Below are 20,280 nucleotides of genomic sequence, written 5' to 3'. Positions count from 1 at the left end.
CGGTCAGTCGGCCAGGGCCGGCTGCAGCACGACCAGCTGTTCGGGCCCCGACGCCTTGTCGTACAGCATGCGCTGATCGTAAGTCGAATACTGGACCTCGGACACGATGGATCCGTCCATCCGGAACAGGGCGATCCGCACCTGGCGCGACCAGATGGCCACCAGGTCCGAATGCGGCAGCTCGATCGTCACCATCTTGGACACCTCGGTCGACGACGTAGACGAGTGGTCCGTGGTCAGCGAGAACGACTGGGTGAAGGACGCATTCACGCCCAAGTTCACGGCGTCCAGCGCCAGGCCGATATTGCAGTCCACGGTCAGCGAGGTCTGCTCGGTGAAGCTGGTCGACTCCGTCTTGCTGACACCGGCGACCTGGGTGATCGACTGGGATCCGCCCTCCGGCGCGCTCCAGGTCGAGTCGCAATGCCACAGGGGCTCGCACGCGACGAAGTAGAAGGGGCTCTCCAGCGACTGGTTGGGATAGTCCCCATCCGCGGCGATGCCGGTATAGGGCACGATGGCGACCTTCTTCAGGCCCGGCGCGGTCTCGTCGTCGGAGGTGACGTCCGGGTCGTAGGTCGGGACGCTGTGGATCTCCTCGACCGGCAGGGAGGCCACGCCCAGCTTCAGCAGCTTGGCGGGTTCCTGCCCCTCGTCGCTCAGGAAGGTCGGCGGAACCATCCACATCACGCGCTCGCCGACCGGCGGCGGCTTGCTGGGCATGATCGGCTGCGACAGGTTGCCGTTGTTGCGCCAGATCCAGTCCCGGTGCCAGGCGTCGCGGCGGTCCGCCGACGCCAGGTATTCGTTCTTCACGCACCAGTAGTTCTCGTAGTCCGGCTGCTCGTAGCCGAAGCAGATCCCCAGGGCGGTGTAGCCTGGCGGCGGTATCAGGCGCCAATAGCTGAAGGCCGGCTCGTTGCCGCCCTCATTGTTCAGGATCCACTGATGCCCCACCGGATGCCGCAGGCAGTCGGGGTCGTTCTGGCCAGGCGCGAACAGCAGCTGCGCGGCGGGCGGCGCCAGGGGGTGGCGTCCATCGCCCGCGACGATCAGGTCGCCCAGCGGCCGGAATATCCCCCCGTCTCGCCGATACCGGAAGAAGGCGACGTTCGGATGCTTCTCGCCCCGCTCGACGAACGGCCGCGCCGTCCAGACCGCCTCGAAGCTCTGCTCGAACGCCACGGGCTTGAGCTGGAACGGGGAAAAATGGACGCCTCGATTTGCGAAGTCAGCGGCCCGGATCGCCGCCCTGACGGCTTCCTCGGGGGTCGAGAACGGATCGGCTTGATGTGACATGGACGTGCTCGCGTGGGCCGGCGCCGCCCTTCCGAGGCGGCGCACGGCGGTTGAGATCAGAGCGGATCGGGCGTCTCGCCTAGTGGCACTGGCAGGTGCAGTGCGTCGGATTGCCGACCGGCACCGGATGCATGGCGGGCAGACGCCCCTGCGGGCACGTGCCGCCGACAAGCGTGCATCGCCTGCGTTGCGGGCTCCAGGCGGCGGTGCAGTTCGGCACGGGCCCCGACGACTGGGCCTGGCTGGCGGGCGGCGGCTTGGGGGCCTTCTCCGGCGCTCCAGGGGCCGGCGCGGCGAGCGCGCCCGAGCCGGCCAAGGCCAGCACGGTCGAGAGCGCGATCAGTCCGGCGCGCGCGGCGCGAAAGTGACGAAATCCTTGGGTCGGCATCAGCCTCTCCTGTCGAGACGGTGAATTGGGCGCCTGGCCGCCTGAAGCGGTGTCGGCGGGCGACGCGACGGAGCTACCTATAGTTTTAATCTCGCCGCACTCGCGCCGTTACCCATCCTGTGGTTTTCTCGCGAGGGTTGCGTCGTCAGAACTAGCGACAGCGCGCTCCACGGGGCGTGTCGCCGGCGCTGCCGACACGGCCTAACAAGAGCCGGGATGGAAACGATGATCTGGGAGGTCGCCCGCGCGTCGCTCGCCTATGTGCGCGACACGATCGTGATCACCCGCGGCCAGCACGCCGACCTGCTGGACGCCCTGATCTTCACCGCCACGCTCGACGCCAACATGACTCCGGTCAATCGCGACCGCGCGCTGGACGTCCTGTTCGGCGGCGTGGACGTCTCCGCGCCCGACGCGCTGCGGCGGCGGGTCAGCATGAACGGCGTCGCCCAGTCCCTGCGCCTGCCGTTCGAGACCGTGCGCCGCCGACTCTCGGCCATGGCCCGCGCCGGCCTGGTGTCGATCGACTCCGACGGCGTCGTCGTGCCGCGCGACGCGGTGACCTCGGCCGCCTACATGGCCGAGCAGCGCGCCCGCTACGATCGGGGGCGGCGGTTCTACGGGACGCTCAAGGCCCTGAACGCGCTGGACGGCGGCGAGGCCGCGCCCGCGGCGACCGCGCCCGAACCGCCGGTGCGGGCCGCCAATCGGGCGCTGTCGGAATATACGCTGCGCGCCTGCAACGACCTGATCGCCCTGACCGGCGACATGATCAGCAGCCGCGTGCTGCTGGAACTGGCCCTGGCCAGCACGCGCGGCCTGGACGCCGACCGGCTGGCGGCCTGGACCCGCGATCCGGCGGGCGTCGGCCGTCCCATCCGGGTCGCCGCCCTGTCCCAGCCGATGGAGATCTCCGACGAGACGGTCCGGCGACGCCTGCACGGCCTCGCGGCGCGAGGCTTCTGCCGGCGAGGCCCCGGCGGCCTGGTCGCCACGGCGCCCGCCGCGCTGGGTCCCCGCCTGGCGGCCCTGGTCGAGGCCAATCGCGGAAACGTGCAGCGCCTCTTCGTCCGGCTGCGCCAGCTGGGCGTCCTGGCCGCCTGGGACCGCGAGATGGCGGAGCCCCGCGCCCCGGCCGCGCCCCGTGCTGCGGATCACGACGTTGCAGATCACGACCGGGCCGAAACGATCAGCGCCCTCCTCCCGCCACGCCTGATCGCCACAACGCCCCGACGACAACACCAGGGACACCCATGACGGATCTTCATCGGCGCGGCCTTCTGGCGCTCGGCCTGGCCACGGGCGCGGCGTCCGGCGCGACCGCCGCCCAGGCCCGCGCGACGACGTCCAAGCCCGCCCCCAAGCTGACCCCCGCCGTGACCGAGGGCCCCTACTACCTGTCCGGCGCCCCCGCGCGGGCCGACATCCGCGAGGGCCTGCCGGGCGTGGCGGTCGAGCTGCGCTTCCACGTCTTCGACGAGACCGGCGCGCCGCTGCCCGGAGCGCGGGTCGATGTCTGGCACTGCGACGCGCAAGGGCGCTATTCCGGGTTCGGCGACGCGCCGGGCCGCGAACCGGAAGCGGCGCTGAAGGCCGCCCGCTTCCTGCGTGGCGTCCAGCCGGTCAACGTGGCGGGCGTGGCGACGTTCATGACCGTCTATCCCGGCTGGTACGAGGGCCGCACCACCCACATCCACTACAAGGTCTGGCTGGACGGACGGACCCTGCTGACCTCGCAGGTGTTCCTGCCCGACGCCCTCAACGAGTTCCTCTATCTGCAGGCCGCCGACTACAAGCGCGGCCGCACGCGCGATACGCTCAACAGCAATGACGGCATCGCCAAGCAGGGCGGCGAGGCGACCTTCGCCGCCGTGGCCGAGGGCGAGAACCGCTTCCGCGTCGACTTCCCGGTCCATGTCGACCGCAAGGCCCAGCCACGCGCCAAGGGCGGCCCGCCCGGCGGCGGCGGCGGCCCGCCCGGTTTCCCCGCCGACGGCCTGCCACCCGATTTCCCCGACGACGGGCCGCCGTCCAAGGGCGGCCAAGGGGGCGGCCCCGGTCGACACGAGGCCCTGACCGGCGAGGCGCGGGTCGCGGCGCTGCTGCCCCGTAGCGCCTCCTGAGGCCGGGCGCCGTTTCGCGCCTGTATCAAGCCGTCAAATTCGATACGCCGCCGATACAGACGGGCCCTCGTTGAACCGCAACTTTCGGGTTGGATGCGGCCACCTGACGATGAGTGGCGGAGAGGTTCATGGCCAAGGACACCGACGGACGGCGCGCGAGCTCGGTCGACCATCACGTGGGCGCCCGGGTGCGGATGCGGCGCAAGCTGATCGGCGTGAGCCAGGAGCAGCTGGCCGACGCCCTGGAGCTGACCTTCCAGCAGGTCCAGAAGTACGAGCGCGGCGAGAACCGGATCAGCGCGTCCAAGCTGTTCCGGATCGCGTCCCTGCTGGGGACCGACGTGACCTATTTCTTCGACGGCCTGCCCGACCCGGTCGAGGCGGCCGCGCCCGACGGTCCCGGCGCCCAGGCCGACCGCACGGTGCAGACCTTCCTGCAGACCGCCGAGGGCCTGCAGCTGGCCGAGCTGTTCCCCCGCATCGCCCCCGGCCGGGTGCGCCGCCAGATCGTCGACCTGGTGCGGGTGATGGCCGAGGAGGCGTAGAGCCTTATTCGGCCGCGACCCTGGTGGCCGCCTGCGCCGCCTGGATCTCGGCGGCCTTCTTCTCGACCAGCTCGACGATGTGGTCGATCATGCCGTCGTTGGACTGCTTGTGGTCGGGCTTGCCGGCCATGTAGACCATGCCCGCGCCGGCCCCGCCGCCCGTAAAGCCGATGTCGGTCATCAGGGCCTCGCCCGGGCCGTTGACGACGCAGCCGATGATCGACAGCGACATCGGCGTGGCGATATGGGCCAGCCGCTCTTCCAGGGCCTCGACCGTCTTGATGACGTTGAAGCCCTGCCGGGCGCACGACGGGCAGGCGATGATGTTGACGCCCCGGTGGCGCAGGCCCAGCGACTTCAGGATATCGAAGCCGACCTTGATCTCCTCGACGGGATCGGCGGCCAGGCTGACGCGGATGGTGTCGCCGATGCCGGCCCACAGCATCGAGCCGATGCCGATCGAGGACTTCACCGTGCCGGTGCGCGTGGCCCCGGCCTCGGTCACGCCCAGGTGCAGCGGGCAGTCGATGGCCTCGGCCAGCTGGTAGTAGGCGGCCACGGTCATGAACGGGTCGGACGCCTTCACCGAGATCTTGAACTCGTGGAAGTCGTGGTCCTGCAGGATGCGGGCGTGGTTCAGGGCGCTCTCGACCATCGCCTCGGGGCACGGCTCGCCGTACTTCTCCAGCAGCTCGCGCTCCAGCGAGCCGGCGTTGACGCCGATCCGCATCGAGCAGCCGTGGTCGCGGGCGGCCTGGATCACGTCGCGGACGCGGTCGGGCGAGCCGATATTGCCCGGATTGATCCGCAGGCAAGCCGCGCCCGCCTGGGCCGCCTCGATGCCGCGCTTGTAGTGGAAGTGGATGTCGGCCACGAGCGGGACCTTGGCCTCGCGGGCGATGGTCTTGAACGCGGCCGTCGAGTCGGTGTCGGGGCAGCTGACCCGGACGATGTCGGCCCCGGCCTCTTCCAACTGGCGGATCTGCTCCAGCGTCGCGGCGGCGTCGCTGGTCAGGGTGTTGGTCATCGACTGCACCGTGATCGGCGCGTCGCCGCCCACCTCGACATCGCCGACGCGGATCTTGCGCGATTGCCGGCGCGTGATCATGCGCCAGGGACGGACGTGCGTGTGGTCTGCGGCCATGGGCGGTAATTTAGAGGGTGTTGGGGGCGGATAGAAGGCCTCTTCCCCATTCCTTCTCCCCTTGTGGGAGAAGGTGTCGCCGTCAGGCGACGGATGAGGGGTCGCACCGGCGTTTCGGATGGGGCTTTCAACCCCTCATCCGTCCGCTTCGCGGCCACCTTCTCCCGCAAGGGGGAGAAGGGATCATTGCGGCTTGGGAGCCACCGGCTGGGCCGTCGGAACCGCCGCCGGACCCGCCGGAGCCACAGCCGTCGCGACCGGCGCGGCGGGAACCAGCTTGCCCAGCGCGGTCGAGTTCGACGGCAGGCGGCCGGTCAGCGCGCCGTTGCCGTAGACCTCGAACACCGCCGGATCCGAGACGTCGGCGATCAGGCCGGCCGTGCGCGGGGCGCGATAGGCTTCGCCGGCCGCCAGGGCGCGGGCGAAATAGACCTGGCCGTCGCCGCCGCGCACCACCAGGGTCGCGGCCTTGCGGGCCTGGAGGATGACGCCCGAGCCCTCGCCGGGGGCGGCGCCCATCACCGCGCCCTTGGCCTTGAACGGCGCGCCCAGCTTGATCTGCAGCGCCGGATCGACGACCCCCGCCTTGGCGTCGGCCTCGGCGCGGGCCTTGGCGGCGGCCTTGGCCGCGTCGACCGAACCGCCGTTGGCGGCGGCGTCGTCGAGGCCGGGAGTCTTGTAGGGTTCGGGCGTGGTCGACTCGACCGGGGCCGGCAGCGGCGCGCCGAGCGCGACCTGGCTGTTGCTGGCGTGGGCCTGGACTTGGGCCGAGGTGGTGGCCGGAGCCACCTGGGCCGGCGGCTCGTCCTTGGCCATGGCGCGCTGGGCGACGTTCCACAGCAGGATGGCGCCCACCACCAGCAGCCCGCCGGCGAAGATCATGGCCAGGCGCGGATCGCGCTCGCGGCGCACGCCGACCGGGGCGCGCAGCTCGCCGCCGTCATCGGGGGCGTCGTGCTTGAAGCGGGCCACGGCGGCCTCGGCGTCCAGGCCCAGCAGGCTGGCATAGGCGCGAACATAGCCGATGGTGAAGGGGCGCGAGGGCAGGTCCTCGACGCGCATGGCTTCCAGCGCCTCGATATAGCTCTGGCGGATGCGGGTGGCTTCGGCGACGTCCTGGGCGCTCATGCCCCGGGCGGTCCGGGCGGACCTCAGGGCCGCGCCGATATCGGCGTCCTCGTCCGGCGAGGGGTGCAGGACCACGACGGATGCGTCGGCGACCGGCGCGTCATGCACTTCGGCCGCGACGTCCGCATCGGCGTCGGCGACCAGATGCAACCGCCTCACATTGCCCATATCCAGCGGCATGGCGAGTAAGCAGCCCCACAAAAATCACGCCTCGGCGCGCATCCCGAAAACCGATGATGCGCGAACGCCGCGTACGCTCCCCGAATCCGTACAGCACGGAGGTTAACAAGTGTTTGGAGTAACAAACTAAGTAGCCGGATTCAATGGACTAAACGGCAGCGCTTAGGTCAACGGCCAAGCTTTGACCACAAATCGACCTAGACCGCGACGTACAGTTTCCGGGCCAGGGTCTCGATCTCGCCGCGCAGGGATCCGCCGGCGCCCTTCAGCAGGGCCTCGACATTGCGGCGGGCGGCCTCGCGATCCAGCGACAGCACCATCTGCTTGACCGGGCCGATACCGGCCGGCGGCATGCTAAGTCCTTCAAAACCAAGGGCGACAAGGGCGAAGGCCTCCAGCGGACGGCCGGCCATCTCGCCGCACACGGACACCGGCGTGCCGGTGTCGGCGCAGGCCTGCTGGATGGTCTTCAGCGCCCGCAGGGCGGCCGGCGACAGCGGATCATAGCGGTCCGAGACCTTCGGATTGCCCCGGTCGGCGGCGAACAGGTACTGCATCAGGTCGTTGGTGCCGACCGAAACGAAGTCGGTCATCGGCAACAGCGCGTCCAAATGCCACAGCAGCGACGGGGCCTCGATCATCGCCCCGACGTCCAGGCGCGACGGCGCGGGACGGCCGCGCTTCAGGGCCCAGGCGACCTCCTGGTCGACGAACGAGCGCGCGGCGCGGAACTCGTCGACATTGGCCACCAGCGGGAACATCACCTTCAGCGGCCGGCCGGCGGCGGCCTTGATCAGGGCGCGGATCTGCATGCGCAGCAGGGCCGGACGGTCCAGGCCCATGCGCACGGCGCGCCAGCCCAGGGCCGGATTGTCCTCGCGCTCCAGCTCCATGTACGGCAGCAGCTTGTCGCCGCCGAGGTCCAGGGTCCGGAAGGTCACCGGCATGCCGTCGGCGGCCTCCAGCACCTTCTCGTAGAGCGCCGTCTGGGCCTCCAGGCGCGGCAGCTCCTCGGCGACCATGAACTGGAACTCGGTGCGGAACAGGCCGATGCCCTCCGCGCCGGTCTCGGCCAGGATGTCGAGATCGACGGCCAGACCCGCGTTCATCAGCAGCGTGATCTTGGCCCCGTCCTTGGTGATCGGCGGAGTGTCGCGCAGGCGGGCGAACTCGGCCTTGCGCTGGGCGCGGACCTCCATCCGGACCTTCAACGCCTTGACCACGTCCGGACGCGGCCGCAGCCAGGCTTCCTGCGTCTCGGCGTCGACCACCACCGGGTCGCCCTCGCTGACCCGGTCGCGCAGGCCGATCAGGCGGCCGACGCAGGGGATGTCGAGCGCCCGGGCCACGATGCCGGCGTGGCTGGCGGCGCTGCCCTCCTCCAGGAGGATGCCCTTCAGCTTGGTGCGGTCGTATTCCAAGAGGTCGGCCGGACCCAGGTTCCGGGCGATCAGGATGGCGTCGTCGGGCAGCTGGCGCACGGCGTGGACGTCGCCCGACAGGTGGCGCAGCAACCGGTCGTTCAGGTCTTCCAGGTCGTGCAGCCGCTCGCGCAGATAGGGGTCGCGAGCCTGGCCCAGGCGGGCGCGGTGCTCGGAACGCACGCGCTCGACGGCGGCCTCGGCGGTCAGCCCCGAGCGTACGGCCTCCTGCAGGCCCCGGTTCCAGCCCCGGTCATGGGCGAACAGGCGATAGGTCTCCAGCACCTCATACGACGCGCCGACCAGGCCGTGCTGGCCCTCCAGCATCTGGTCGATCTGGGTCTGCAGCGCCTCGATGGCGTAGGTGAGCCGGGCCTCCTCGGCCAGGGCGTCGTCGGACAGCAGGGTCTCGGGGACCACCGGCTGCTCGTGCAGCACGGCCACGCCGTAGGCCAGGCCCTCGGCGAAGCGCGAGCCCTTCAGCCGCTCGGGCTTGTGCGGGGCCAGCTCGACGTCCTTGAGCTCGTCGGCGCCCAGCAGCTCGCTGGAGCTGACCATCTCGGCCAGCACCATGGCGATGATCTGAAGGTCCTCGACCTCCTCCTCGTCATAGACCCGCTCGGTGCGGTTCTGGACGACCAGCACCCCGATCGCGCGGCCGCCGCGCAGCAGCGGCACGGCCAGGAAGGCATGGTAGGGATCTTCGCCGGTTTCCGGGCGGTACGAGAACTGCGGATGGCTGGCGGCGTCGGACAGGTTCAGCGGTCGGCCCAGGCGCATGGTCTCGCCGACCAGGCCCTCGCCCGGCTTCATCCGGGTGACGTGGACGGCCTCGCGCGACAGGCCCTCGGTGGCGAAGAGTTCGAGATCGCCCGAGGCGCGGCGCAGATAGATCGAGCAGACTTCCGCCACCATCGAGATGGCGATGGTGCGCACCACCATGTCGAGCTTGGCCTGGGCGGGACCGCCGCCGGCCATGGCCTCGCGTATCTGCCGCAGCAGGCTGCGGGGTCCTCGAACGGCGATGCCAGATGCCGCCAAGAGCGCGCTCCCTAAAGCGAGAATTGGTTTGTAGCCCAGCTTCAGCCGCCAGGGGTTAAAACCGATCCGTCCTCTACATGGGGGCTATAGCAGTTTTCGCCCGCGCGGAAGCGACCTGGATCAACCGAACAGCGATTAGGTGCGCAGGCACGAAAAAGCGCCGCCCCGACTTTCCTGCTTGAAGCCGGGTCGGCGCGAAAAAGCGCCGCCCCGGGTGGGGCGGCGCAGGGAACACGCTGGGGGAGGGATCATGACTCCAGCGAGGAAATCCGGGGCTTAGCGGCGATAGCCGTAGTCGTAACGGTTGCCGTAGCGATCATAGGCGTAGCGGTTGTTCTGGTAGCCGCGATCGTAGGCGTAGCGGTTGTTGTCGTAGTAGCGGCTCTGCTCGTAGCGCGGAGCGGTCCGGTACGAACGGCTGTAGCGACGGTCGTGCTTGTCCTTGGCCGTCGTGGCGCCCAGGGCCGCGCCAGCGACCGCGCCGATGGCGACCGCGTCGGTCTTGCCGTCGCCGATGGCCGCACCGGCCACGCCGCCGATCAGGGCGCCGATGATGGCGCGCTCGGTCTTCTCGCCGGCGAAGGCGGTCGAGGCGGGAACGATCAGCGCGCCAGCGACAGTGGCGGCGATCGCGGTCTTGGTGAACTTGCCGATGGTCTTCATGGCAGGGCTCCTAATCTTTCGAGCGTCGCCCTGTGCGGCGCTGTTGGGATCCTTTGTAGGACCCCGCGCCTGAACCTGATTTGAACCGCGCCGTTCAGGTTCGCGTCATGTTGCAAAAAAGTTTTGGGGGCCTCCCTCCCCCGGCTTCCCCGGCGAAAGCCGGGGCCCAGATCCCTGATCGCTGGGGCTGATGGGAAGAACTCAGCGCCCCTGGATGCGCCTCGGCGCTTTTCCATCTGGGCCCTGGCTTTCGCCGGGGAGGCGGATTTGGGGAAGTTAAGAGCTAAGCCAAATCCACCTTGGGCCGATGCAGCCGCACCGACCACAGCACCCCCACCAGCATCAGGGCGATCGCCGCCGCCTCCAGCCCGCGCGGCCAGCGGCCTTCGTGCAGGAAGCCGTACAGCAGGGCGAACAGGGTCTCGAACACGATCATCTGGCCCGACAGGCTGAGCGGCAGCAGGCGGCTGGCTGCGTTCCACAGGCCGTTGCCGATCACCGAGGCCCCGATCGCCACGGCGAAACTGACCATCCAGAACCAGCCCCAGGCTTCAGGGGTATGGGCGGCCGGCGCGTGGACCTTGCCGCCCAGCCCGAAGGCCGGGATCACCAGCAGCAGCGACAGCAGGCCCGTGGCGACGCCGGTCAGCAGCGACCACTCGTGGCTGTTGAACTTGGGCGTGGCGGCCAGGCGCCGGGCGTTCCAGACGGCGTAGGCGGTCCACATGGCCAGGGCCAGCAGCGCGCCCAGCACGCCGACCACTTGCTTGCCGATCCCCGCGCCGTGGCCTTCCGTGAACACCGAGACGTTGATGCAGACCCCGCCGGCCACGATCAGGGCCAGGGGCGCGGCCAAGCGGCGGAGCGGAACCCCCTCCCCCGCCCTCCCTTTCCCGGAATGGGCGCCGACGAGCGTCACCGTCACCGGCAGCAGGCCGATGATCAGCGAGGCCAGGGCCACGCCCGCGCTCTGCACCGAGACCGACAGGCCCACATAGTAGATCAGGTTGCCCAGCAGGCTCAGCAGGAAGAGGTCGCGCCAGTCGCGGCCGTCCATCCGGCCCATTACGGTCCGCCAGGCCGGGATCAGCAGCACCGCCGAGGCCAGGCCATAGGCGATGTAGCGCCCGGCCGTCATCTGCAGCGGCGTGAAGGCGTCCAAGAGCTTCGGCGCCAGGAACACGCCGCCCCAGAACGCGCCAGCGACCAGGCCGCACAGCAGGCCAAGGAGGAGATTGCGGGAGGTGTTCATGGCCTTCCGCTTAGCACCGCGAACCAGCGGCGGCTTGGCGAAAGCTCCCGGAGGTTTGGCGGATGCTCCCTAGCGCCCCTTCCGCCACGCCCCCGGCGTCACGCCCAGCACCGTCTTCATACGTCTGGTCAGCGCGCTCTGGTCGCCGTGGCCGGTGCGAACGGCGATCTCGGCGATCGAGAGGGTGGTGTCCGAAAGCAGCCTTTGCGCCGCCCGCAGCCGGGCGTCGGACAAGGCCCCGTGGGGCGTGGTCCCATAGGCGTCGGCGAACCGCGTGAAGAACCGGCTCTGGCTCATGCCGGCCTCGCCGGCCAGGTCGCGGACGGTGAGCGGCTGGTCGAAGCGGGCCTCGATCAGCGCGGCGGCGCGGGCCAGGCGTGGATCCACGTTGATCGGCGCCGCCGACAGGCCGCGCAGCAGCAGCGGGGTCCACAGGCTGGCCACTCCGGTCTCGATCGCGCCGGGGACCTCGCCGGCGAGATAGTCCAGCAGGCCGCGCACCGCGCCGGTGACCGGGGCGAACGGCCGCTCGCGCAGGGCCACGAACGGCTTCATCAGGGTCCCGCCGATGTCGGCGACCACGAACAGGTTCTCGCCCGAGGCGGCGAAGGCGTGGCGCGCGCCGGGCGGCACCACCGCCGCGCGGCCCGGATCGACCCGGCCGCCCTTGCCGTCGATCTCCATCTCCAGCACGCCCCGGCGCGGCAGCACGATCTGGTCGAAGGCGTGGACGTGCGGCGGCGCGCCCTCGCCGTAGCGGCGGAACGACAGTTCGGCGGGGGCGGTCAGGTCGTGGCCCATGCCGCGACTATAGCGGGATCAGCCGTGTCCCGGCAGGGCCAGGGGCTCGTCGGCGTCCTGGACCAGGCGACGGGCCTGGGCGAGGGCCGCGTCGATGTCGTTCTCGATGAACTCGACCTCGAGGTCGGTCAGCGGGTGCGGGGCGGCGACGACGTTGCGGAGATAGGCGCGCTTTTCCGGCTCGGTCATGGTCCACCAGCCGACGGTGTGACCTTCCTCGATGACCGCGTCGCCCATGGCCAGGAGGTCGTCGGTGTCGAAGATCGGCTGACCCGGCTTTTCCGGGAACCATTGACCATCGTCCGGCAGGGCCTTGTCCAGCTGGTTCAGCAGGGCGGCCAGCCACGGGCTGATCAGCAGCGGCTTCTCGTAGCCGTCGCCGAACTTGGCGCGCAGCAGCAGGTCGTACAGCAGGTCCAGGCCCGCATCACCGTGGAAGGTGACGGTCTTGGCGTCGGGATCGAACTTGAAGACGTCGGACATGGAAACTCTCGAAAGCGCGCTGCGCCTTCATAACGTCAGAACACGACGTTTGGACAACGGCGGAGCGCGATCGCGCTCCGCCCTCGTCTCTTACAGCTGGTCCAGCCCGTACACCGCGTGCAGGGCGCGGACGGCCAGTTCGGTGTAGGCCGCGTCGATCAGGACCGAGATCTTGATCTCCGAGGTCGAGATGACCTGGATGTTGATGTTCTTCTCGGCCAGGGCCTGGAACATCGACTGGGCGACGCCGGCGTGGCTGCGCATGCCGACGCCGATGACCGACACCTTGGAGACGTCCTCGTCGACGGCGACGTCCTCGAAGCCGATCTCGGCCTGGGCGGCGCGGACGATCTCGACGGCGCGGGCTGCGTCACGCTTGCCGACCGTGAACTCCATGTTGGCGGTCGCGGCGCTGCGGGCGCGCGACTGCACGATCATGTCGACATTGACGTTGGCGTCGGCCAGGCGGCCGAAGATCTGCGAGGACACGCCCGGATGGTCGGGCAGGCCCAGCAGGGTGATCTTGGCTTCGTCGCGGCTGTAGGCGACGCCCGAGACGATGCGCTTTTCCATGATTTCTTCCTCGTCGCAGACGATCGTACCTTGGCCGGGGGCTTCGCCCGGCTCGACGAAACTCGACAGCACCCGCACCGGGACGCGATGGGCCATGGCCATCTCGACCGAGCGGGTCTGCAGCACCTTGGCCCCCAGCGAGGCCATTTCAAGCATCTCTTCGTAGCTGATCTTGGCCAGGCGCTTGGCCTTGCTCTCGATCCGCGGGTCGGTGGTGTAGACCCCGTCCACGTCCGTGTAGATGTCGCACGCGCCCTTGACGGCGGCGGCGATGGCCACGGCGGAGGTGTCCGAGCCGCCCCGGCCCAGGGTGGTGATCCGCTGCTTGGGGGTCACGCCCTGGAAGCCGGCGATGACGGCGATCTCGCCGTTCGCGAAGCACTCGTCCAGGTTCGCCGAGGGGATCTCCTCGATCCGGGCGCGGCCGTGGGCCTCGTCCGTGATGATCGGCACCTGCCAGCCCAGGAACGAACGGGCCTTGTGGCCCATGTTGCGCAGGGTCATGGCCAGCAGGCCGGCCGTGACCTGCTCGCCCGAGGCGACGACGGCGTCGTACTCGTCGTCCGATTCCGGAAGACCCTGAGCGGCGCGGCCGGCGCCGTCGGTCCAGGCGACCAGCTCGTTGGTCTTGCCCGACATGGCCGACACGACCACCGCCACCTGCTTGCCCGTCGCGACCTCGGCGGCGACCAGGCGCGCCACACGGCGGATGCGCTCCAGGTCGGCCACCGACGTGCCGCCGAACTTCATCACCAGACGTGACACGTCCTTGGTACCTCGACACTTGGTTATTTCTTGCGCCCGCGCGGCCGGATCGCTCCCCCTCGCGCAAGCTCGGGCCTTCTAGCGGGGCGATGGCGCAACGGCAATGTCGCCGATGTGTCTTTTTCGTCGCGGCGACCGTGCAATTGACTCACACCGAAACCTGACTGACTATCTACCTATCCAAGTTCGCGCCGGAGGGCCCATGACGCCCGAGCTCAAGAAGACGCTGGCCGACTGTAAGACGGTGGCCGCCAAGATCCGCGCCCTGGCCGCCGCCGGCTATCCCCGCGCCGAGATCGCCCGGCTGCTGGGCAAGCGCTATCAGCATGTGCGCAACGTGCTGGAGGAGCCCGGTCCGCCCACGCTGGCCTCGATGGCGGCCGACGGCATGGCCGAAGCAGACGTCAGGCCCTTCGAGTACAAACCTCCCCACACCTATTTCCTGAGCGTCGAGGCGAACGGTGCGGTCGTCTTGCCGCCCGAGGTGCTGAAGGCGCTGGGCTCGGCGCCGGGCGGCCTCATCGTCGCCGATCTGGGCGAAGAGACATTCACCTTGGTCAGCGGCCAAACCGGGCTACGGCTGATGAAGGCGCGGCTGGAGGCGCCGCACCCTCCCGGCATGTTGGCGTCGGAGGAATTGATCGAGGAGCGCCGGCGCGAGGCCGCGATCGACACGCTCGAAGGCCAGATGGACGGGGCCGGGGCGCGCCATGACGACTGAGGTCGTCATGGATTCTTCGGCGATCCTCGCCTTGGCCTTTCGGGAACATGGCCGGGATCATGTGGCGGTCGCTCTAGCCGGCGCCGCGATCAGTTCGGTCAATCTGACGGAGGTGATGTCCAAGCTGTTGGACAGCGGCCTGTCGCCGGCCCAGGTCGACCATCAACTGGACGCCTTCTCGCTTAGCGTCGCCGACTTCGACCGCGATCTGGCGATGCGGACCGCCCTCCTCCGCGCCGCCACTCGCCACAAGGGTCTCTCCCTCGGCGATCGCGCCTGCCTGGCCCTGGCCATGCGCGAGAAGCTGCCCGTCATGACCGCCGATAGGGTGTGGACCGATCTGGACCTGCCGGTCGAAGTCGTGCTCATACGCTGACCATGACTCAGAGCGCCGCCCCCTCCTGGAGCATCGACCCCGCCGACGTGGCGCGGTTCTCGGCCATCGCGGCCGAGTGGTGGGATCCCAAGGGCAAGTTCGCGCCGCTGCACGTGTTCAATCCCTGCCGCCTGGCCTTCATCCGCGAGCAGGCGCTGGAGCGGTTCGGCCGCGACACCAACGCCCGCGCCCCGTTCGAGGGCCTGTCCCTGCTCGACATCGGCTGCGGCGGCGGGCTGCTGTCCGAGCCGATGGCCCGCCTGGGTTTCGCCGTCACCGCCATCGACGCCTCGGAAAAGAACATCAAGACCGCCGCCACCCACGCGGCCGAGCAGGGCCTGGACATCGGCTACCGTCCCGCCACCGCCGAGCAGCTGCTGGCCGAGGGCGCGGGGCCGTTCGACGTCGTCTTGACCATGGAGGTCATCGAGCACGTCGCCGACCCGGGCGAGTTCCTGCGCACCTGCTCGCGCCTGCTCAAGCCCGGCGGCCTGATGATCGTCGCCACCCTGAACCGCACGCTGAAGGCCCTGGCCCTGGCCAAGATCGGGGCCGAATACGTGCTGCGGTGGGTGCCGCCCGGCACCCACGACTGGAACCAGTTCCTCAAGCCCGAGGAGCTGCGCGCCTTCCTCGCCGGCGAGCCGGTCGCGATGCAGGGCCCGTTCGGCGTGGCCTACAACCCCCTGACCGGCCGCTGGAGCCGGTCGAACGATGCCGACATCAACTACATGATGACCGTGACCAAGGACTGACCAAGGGTTGAAAAGGTCAAGATCCGGGAACTTCGCCCCGCCGCGAGCTTTTGTTTGCGCAGGGACAATGAACCTGGATTGGCGACCCAACTGTCGGGGGTCGGCCGTCGATCCGTTCTAGAGGGAACGGAGACACTCTCATGACTTCCAAGACCTTGGCCGCCGTGCTGGCCGCCACCGTGGCGTGCGGCGCGATCGCCCCCGCCTTCGCGCAGGACTCGGCCTATCAGCAGAGCCTGCGAAACTACGACAACCAGCGCGCCAACTACTACGAGCGCGTGGCCGAATATCAGGACCGCCAGGCGGCCTACGAGCGCGACCGCGCCAACTACATCCACAACCGCGACGACTATGACCGCCGCTACGGCCGCGGGGCCTATGACCGCCGCTATCCGACCTATGCCGAGCGCTACCGCGTCGCCCAATATCGCGACAGCGCCGCCTACTACGCCGAGCAGGCCGACTTCGAGCGCGCTCGCGCCAACTACGAACGCGCCCGCTACGACTATGACCGCCGCAACGGCGAAGGCGCCTACGACCGTCGCCACCCCAGCGAGGCCGACCGCTTCCGCGCCAGCGGCGTCGGCTACGCCAGCGGCTACGACGTCGGCCGCGAGCAGTGGCAGCGTGACCGCGACCGCTACCTGTCGGCCCGCGACGACTATGACCTCCGTCGCGGCGCGGGCGCCTATGACCGCCGCTATCCGGGCGAGGCCAGCCGCTACGCCGCGCCCTATGCCGGAGCCTACAGCATCGACACCAGCGCCAACGTCAACTACCCGAACGACTGTCGCCAGGACGCCAAGCGCAACGCCACCGTCGGCGGGGTGATCGGGGCCCTGGCCGGCGCGGCGCTGGGCTCGAACGTCGCCGCCCGCAACGCCCGTCCGGAAGGCACCGTCCTCGGCGCCCTGGTCGGGGCCGGCGTCGGCGCGGCCGTGGGCAACGCCTCGGCCAAGTGCGACACGCGCGGCAGCTACTACAGCTACGACCAGACCCAGCCCTATCGCTACGCCGACGGCCGCTACGCCGAGGCCAGCGAGCGCTGCCGCCTGGCCCCGGCCCCGACCGAGTACAACGGCCGTGTCGAGACCCGCTACGTGCGCGTCTGCCCCGACGCCGACGGCCGCTACCGCGTCGACGGCTGATCCCGAACCGTAAGACCCAAGCTGGAGGTCAGGTAGCCGACTTTCTGGAAACCCGCCGTCAGCTTGGGCGTTTACGACCCGAGGGATCTAAACCAAGAACACTATCGGAGAGCCCGCCATGCGCGCCCGCCTGAAAGCTATCGTCCTGGCCACCGTCGTCGGCTTCACCGCCAGCAGCGTGGTCGTCACCGCCGCCGACGCCCAGTCGCGCAGCCGCTACCGCGTCCTGGTCTGCAACAAGTCCAAGGCCAAGAACGGCGCCGTCATCGGCGGCCTCGGCGGCGCCCTGCTGGGCAACACCGTCGCCGGCCACGGCAACAAGACCGAAGGCACGCTGCTGGGCGGCGCCGTCGGCGCCGTCGCCGGTCACGAGATCGGCAAGGGCAAGAAGAAGTGCCATTACGAGTACCGCTATCGCTAACCGCTAGGGGCGATGGAGAAGGGTTCGAGGGGCGCGGGACGAGTTCCGCGCCCCTTTCGCTTGTCCGGCGGCCCGCGAGACGCGCGCTAAACACCCTTCGGCGCGAGCCCCCTTTACCGACATCCCGCGAACGGGCATTCGTAGGACACTTGTCGGAGTAATAGGCGGACAACAGTCCCAAGGCCGACATCCAGGGAGATGACGGCATGCGGCGGCGGAACGACTTCGGCCTAATCACGATGGCCGCGGCGGCTTTGATTCTCGGCACCGCAGGCTATGCGAAAGCGCAATCCCCCGCGGCGGTCGTCACCCAGAAGACGTCTTCAGGAGTCGAGTTTCGCCTGCCCCAGGGCGTCCTGAGGCTGGATCTCTGGTCCGACAATATCGTCCGCGTCCGCTTCTCGGCCGATGGCGCGTGGACGGGGACCTACAATCCGGCCGTCATCGCCCAACCCCGCCCCGGACGCTGGACGATCGAAGAACAGGGCGACAGGACGATCCTCAAGACAGCGGCGCTGCGGGTCAGCGTCGATCGCGCCTCGGGAGAGATCCTGTTCCTCACCGCTGACGGCCAACGCATCCTTCGCGCCGCCGCGGCGGGCCAGGACTCGACAGCCGGGGCCCCCGGCCAGCGCTTCGATCTCGGCGCCCGAGAGGCGGTCTACGGTCTGGGCCAACATCAGGGCGGCCAGCTGGACTATCGCGGCGCCAGCGTGCTGCTGCAGCAGATCAATACCGACGTGGGCGTGCCGATGGCGGTGTCCTCGAACGGCTACGGCGTACTGTGGAACAACCCGGCGTCCACGCGCGTGGACGTGGCCACGCCGCAATACGCCCACAGCCTGCGCTTCAAGTCAGAGGCGGGCGGCGGCGTCGACTATCACTTCATCTACGGCCCGGACATCGATCAGGTGGTCGGCGGCTATCGCGGCCTGACGGGCCAGGCGCCGCTGATGGCCCGTTGGACCTGGGGCCTCTGGCAATCCAAGGAGCGCTACCAGACCCAGGACGAGACCCTGTCGATCGTGCGGCGCTACCGGGCGTTGGGCGTCCCCTTCGACGCGGTCGTCCAGGACTGGCAGTACTGGTCGCCGGGGGGCTGGGGCAGCCACCAGTTCGATCCCGCGCGTTTCCCCGACCCCGCGGGCCTGGTGAAGGCCGTTCATGACCTGAACGCGCGCATCATCATCTCGGTCTGGCCGCGCTTCGACCTGACCACCGCCAACCATGACGAGCTGCGAAAGGCCGGCGCCCTGTTCGAGCCGATCTATCCCAACGTCTATCCGGAGGGCCTGGGGCGCTGGTACGACGCCTGGTCGGCGACGGGGCGCGCGATCTACTGGAAGCAGATCATGCGCAACCTGGGACGCTACGGCTTCGACGGCTGGTGGCTGGATGGCGCCGAAGCCGAGCTGGGCGGCAAGCCTGGCCAGATGGCCGGGCTTTCGACGGCCGCCGGCCCGGGCGCGGAGACCTTCAACAGCTACCCCCTGCTGCACACCACGGCCGTCCATGACGGCATGCGGCGCGACATGCCCGAGAAGCGCGCCTTCATTCTGACGCGCTCGGCCTATGCCGGACAGCAGCGCAACGCCGCCATCACCTGGTCGGGCGATGTGGAAGGCAACTGGGACACGCTGGCCAAGCAGGTCCCCGCGGCCCTGAACTTCTCGATCAGCGGCATCCCCTACTGGTCGGCCGACATCGGCGGCTTCTTCGGCGGCGATCCCCAAGATCCCGCCTATGCCGAGCTTTTCACCCGCTGGTACCAGTTCGGCGTGTTCAACCCGATGTTCCGTGTCCACGGCACGGGCAAGGGCAAGGAGCTTTGGGCCTTCGCGCCGGAGGTCCAGCAGCGGCTGATCGCCTACGACAAGCTGCGCTATCGCCTGCTGCCTTACATCTACTCGACCGCCTGGGAGGTCACCCAGCGGGCCGGCACGATGATGCGCCCCCTGGTCATGGACTTCAGGACGGACCCCAACGTGCTGACGTTGCGCGACCAGTACATGTTCGGCCGCGGCCTGATGGTCAGCCCCGTGATCCAGAAGGACGCCGACATCCGCGCGGTCTACCTGCCCAAGGGCGACTGGTACGACTTCTGGACCGGAACGAAGATGGCCGGCGGCAAGGTGGTGGCCGTCAAGGCCGACATCGACACGATCCCCGTCCACGTTCCCGCCGGGACCATCCTGCCCTTGGGGCCAGTGTTGTCCTACGCCGACCAACCCAGCCAAGAACCGCTGGAGATCCGAGTCTATCCGGGCCGCGACGGCCAGTTCGAACTCTATGACGACGCCGGCGACGGCTATGGCTACGAGAAGGGCGAGCGCGCCACGACCCCGCTGACCTGGACCGACGCGCGTCACGTCCTGCGCGTCGGCGCGCGCGACGGACGCTTTCCTGGCATGAAGGTCACGATGGCGCTGAGGGTCGTCTGCGCCCCGACCGGCGCGGCCTCGTCCGTCCGCTACGCCGGCGCCGCGCTCGAGGTTCCGCTGCCGGACTGCCGCTAGAGCCTGCCTGTTTCCGATGGGAACGGGCTCGATTTCAAACATCGAAAGCGTGGCGGGCGCCCAAACCGCTCACACTTTCGGCCGCCGCTCTAGTTCACGTCCGTCTTCTTCGGCGCCGCCGGCGGCAGCGGGGCGACCTTGACGCCGTCCTCGACTAGGGCCTTGACCTCGGTGGGCGAGGCCTCGCCGTAGATGCCGCGTTCCTCGGACTTGCCCTCGTGGATGGCGCGGGCCTCCTTGGCGAAGGCGTCGCCGACATAGTCGAAGTTGTCCTCGACGTGCCGACGGACCTCGCCCATGGCCGTCATCATCATCTCGCGCATCTTCGGATCGACGGTCGGGGCGGAGCGCTGGGCCTTCGTGCCCGCCACGGCGGGCGCCATGATCTGCTTGGAGACGCCGCGCGAGCCGCAGACGGGGCATTCGACGAGGCCGCGCGCGGCCTGGTCGTCATAGTCCGCCGACGAGCCGAACCAGCCCTCGAACTCATGGGCGTGATCGCACTGAAGCGCGTACTTGATCATCGCACTAAGATGG

At 69.4% G+C, this 20,280-nt stretch carries 20 protein-coding genes; 10 read left to right on the top strand and 10 right to left on the bottom strand.

Annotated features, from left to right (window positions below):
- Window positions 1-3: 3 nt before the first annotated feature.
- Complete coding sequence (locus tag K8940_RS04390; RefSeq protein ID WP_223393312.1) at window positions 4-1,299, bottom strand: hypothetical protein; 1,296 nt, start codon at window positions 1,297-1,299, stop codon at window positions 4-6.
- A 173-nt stretch (window positions 1,300-1,472) separates the two neighbouring features.
- On the opposite strand from K8940_RS04390, the gene K8940_RS04385 reads away from it, so the two are divergent.
- The 4 genes from K8940_RS04385 to K8940_RS04370 all read left to right on the top strand — a co-directional run bounded on the left by K8940_RS04385 (window position 1,473) and on the right by K8940_RS04370 (window position 4,355).
- Window positions 1,473-1,667, top strand: coding sequence for a hypothetical protein (locus K8940_RS04385; protein WP_223393311.1), 195 nt, complete (start codon window positions 1,473-1,475; stop codon window positions 1,665-1,667).
- 236 nt (window positions 1,668-1,903) lie between these two features.
- A complete protein-coding gene (locus K8940_RS04380; protein WP_223393310.1) occupies window positions 1,904-2,944 on the top strand; it encodes a hypothetical protein in 1,041 nt (346 codons plus the stop codon).
- Window positions 2,941-3,810 (top strand): intradiol ring-cleavage dioxygenase, encoded by an 870-nt coding sequence (locus K8940_RS04375; protein WP_223393309.1) that lies wholly within the window; start codon window positions 2,941-2,943, stop codon window positions 3,808-3,810. Before K8940_RS04380 ends, K8940_RS04375 begins: the two co-directional genes overlap by 4 nt.
- A gap of 128 nt (window positions 3,811-3,938) precedes the next feature.
- On the top strand, window positions 3,939-4,355 hold the full coding sequence (locus K8940_RS04370) for a helix-turn-helix domain-containing protein (protein ID WP_223393308.1): 417 nt from the start codon (window positions 3,939-3,941) through the stop codon (window positions 4,353-4,355).
- Window positions 4,356-4,359: 4 nt separating this feature from the next.
- Here the strand turns inward: K8940_RS04370 and ispG are convergent, their stop codons facing one another.
- The 8 genes from ispG to K8940_RS04330 all read right to left on the bottom strand — a co-directional run bounded on the left by ispG (window position 4,360) and on the right by K8940_RS04330 (window position 13,806).
- Window positions 4,360-5,499 (bottom strand): flavodoxin-dependent (E)-4-hydroxy-3-methylbut-2-enyl-diphosphate synthase, encoded by a 1,140-nt coding sequence (gene ispG, locus K8940_RS04365; RefSeq protein WP_223393307.1) that lies wholly within the window; start codon window positions 5,497-5,499, stop codon window positions 4,360-4,362.
- A 183-nt stretch (window positions 5,500-5,682) separates the two neighbouring features.
- Entirely contained in the window at window positions 5,683-6,807 is a 1,125-nt protein-coding gene (locus tag K8940_RS04360) for a helix-turn-helix domain-containing protein (RefSeq protein WP_223393306.1), read from the bottom strand.
- Window positions 6,808-7,004: 197 nt separating this feature from the next.
- Complete coding sequence (ptsP, locus tag K8940_RS04355) at window positions 7,005-9,269, bottom strand: phosphoenolpyruvate--protein phosphotransferase (protein WP_223393305.1); 2,265 nt, start codon at window positions 9,267-9,269, stop codon at window positions 7,005-7,007.
- A gap of 276 nt (window positions 9,270-9,545) precedes the next feature.
- Window positions 9,546-9,932: a glycine zipper 2TM domain-containing protein gene (locus K8940_RS04350; RefSeq protein ID WP_223393304.1), complete on the bottom strand. Its 387-nt coding sequence runs from the start codon at window positions 9,930-9,932 to the stop codon at window positions 9,546-9,548.
- A gap of 283 nt (window positions 9,933-10,215) precedes the next feature.
- A complete protein-coding gene (locus K8940_RS04345) occupies window positions 10,216-11,184 on the bottom strand; it encodes a DMT family transporter (RefSeq protein WP_223393303.1) in 969 nt (322 codons plus the stop codon).
- Window positions 11,185-11,253: 69 nt separating this feature from the next.
- The gene (locus tag K8940_RS04340; RefSeq protein ID WP_223393302.1) at window positions 11,254-11,985 is read right to left on the bottom strand and encodes an AraC family transcriptional regulator; all 732 of its coding nucleotides are present in this window, start codon (window positions 11,983-11,985) and stop codon (window positions 11,254-11,256) included.
- An 18-nt stretch (window positions 11,986-12,003) separates the two neighbouring features.
- Window positions 12,004-12,468 carry a hypothetical protein gene (locus K8940_RS04335; protein ID WP_223393301.1) on the bottom strand — a complete coding sequence of 155 codons (465 nt, stop codon included), beginning with the start codon at window positions 12,466-12,468 and terminating at the stop codon, window positions 12,004-12,006.
- Between the two features lie 90 nt (window positions 12,469-12,558).
- Entirely contained in the window at window positions 12,559-13,806 is a 1,248-nt protein-coding gene (locus K8940_RS04330; protein WP_223393300.1) for an aspartate kinase, read from the bottom strand.
- 202 nt (window positions 13,807-14,008) lie between these two features.
- On the opposite strand from K8940_RS04330, the gene K8940_RS04325 reads away from it, so the two are divergent.
- The 6 genes from K8940_RS04325 (at window position 14,009) to K8940_RS04300 (ending at window position 19,743) form a co-directional block, all read left to right on the top strand.
- Window positions 14,009-14,527: an AbrB/MazE/SpoVT family DNA-binding domain-containing protein gene (locus K8940_RS04325; protein ID WP_223393299.1), complete on the top strand. Its 519-nt coding sequence runs from the start codon at window positions 14,009-14,011 to the stop codon at window positions 14,525-14,527.
- Window positions 14,517-14,903, top strand: coding sequence for a type II toxin-antitoxin system VapC family toxin (locus K8940_RS04320; protein WP_223393298.1), 387 nt, complete (start codon window positions 14,517-14,519; stop codon window positions 14,901-14,903). Before K8940_RS04325 ends, K8940_RS04320 begins: the two co-directional genes overlap by 11 nt.
- On the top strand, window positions 14,900-15,658 hold the full coding sequence (gene ubiG, locus K8940_RS04315) for a bifunctional 2-polyprenyl-6-hydroxyphenol methylase/3-demethylubiquinol 3-O-methyltransferase UbiG (protein WP_223395765.1): 759 nt from the start codon (window positions 14,900-14,902) through the stop codon (window positions 15,656-15,658). Before K8940_RS04320 ends, ubiG begins: the two co-directional genes overlap by 4 nt.
- 140 nt (window positions 15,659-15,798) lie before the next feature.
- Entirely contained in the window at window positions 15,799-16,806 is a 1,008-nt protein-coding gene (locus tag K8940_RS04310; protein ID WP_223393297.1) for a glycine zipper 2TM domain-containing protein, read from the top strand.
- Window positions 16,807-16,924: 118 nt separating this feature from the next.
- The gene (locus K8940_RS04305; RefSeq protein ID WP_223393296.1) at window positions 16,925-17,227 is read left to right on the top strand and encodes a glycine zipper 2TM domain-containing protein; all 303 of its coding nucleotides are present in this window, start codon (window positions 16,925-16,927) and stop codon (window positions 17,225-17,227) included.
- A gap of 206 nt (window positions 17,228-17,433) precedes the next feature.
- Window positions 17,434-19,743, top strand: coding sequence for a glycoside hydrolase family 31 protein (locus K8940_RS04300; protein WP_223393295.1), 2,310 nt, complete (start codon window positions 17,434-17,436; stop codon window positions 19,741-19,743).
- An 89-nt stretch (window positions 19,744-19,832) separates the two neighbouring features.
- Here K8940_RS04300 and K8940_RS04295 read toward each other — a convergent pair whose 3' ends face one another.
- Window positions 19,833-20,267 (bottom strand): DUF1178 family protein, encoded by a 435-nt coding sequence (locus tag K8940_RS04295; protein WP_223393294.1) that lies wholly within the window; start codon window positions 20,265-20,267, stop codon window positions 19,833-19,835.
- Window positions 20,268-20,280: the final 13 nt, after the last annotated feature.

The sequence above is a fragment of the Caulobacter segnis genome (genome assembly GCF_019931575.1).
GTDB lineage: Bacteria > Pseudomonadota > Alphaproteobacteria > Caulobacterales > Caulobacteraceae > Caulobacter > Caulobacter segnis_C.
The sequence above is the reverse complement of the archived record's forward strand: the minus strand, read 5'-3'. Positions and strand labels throughout refer to the sequence as shown.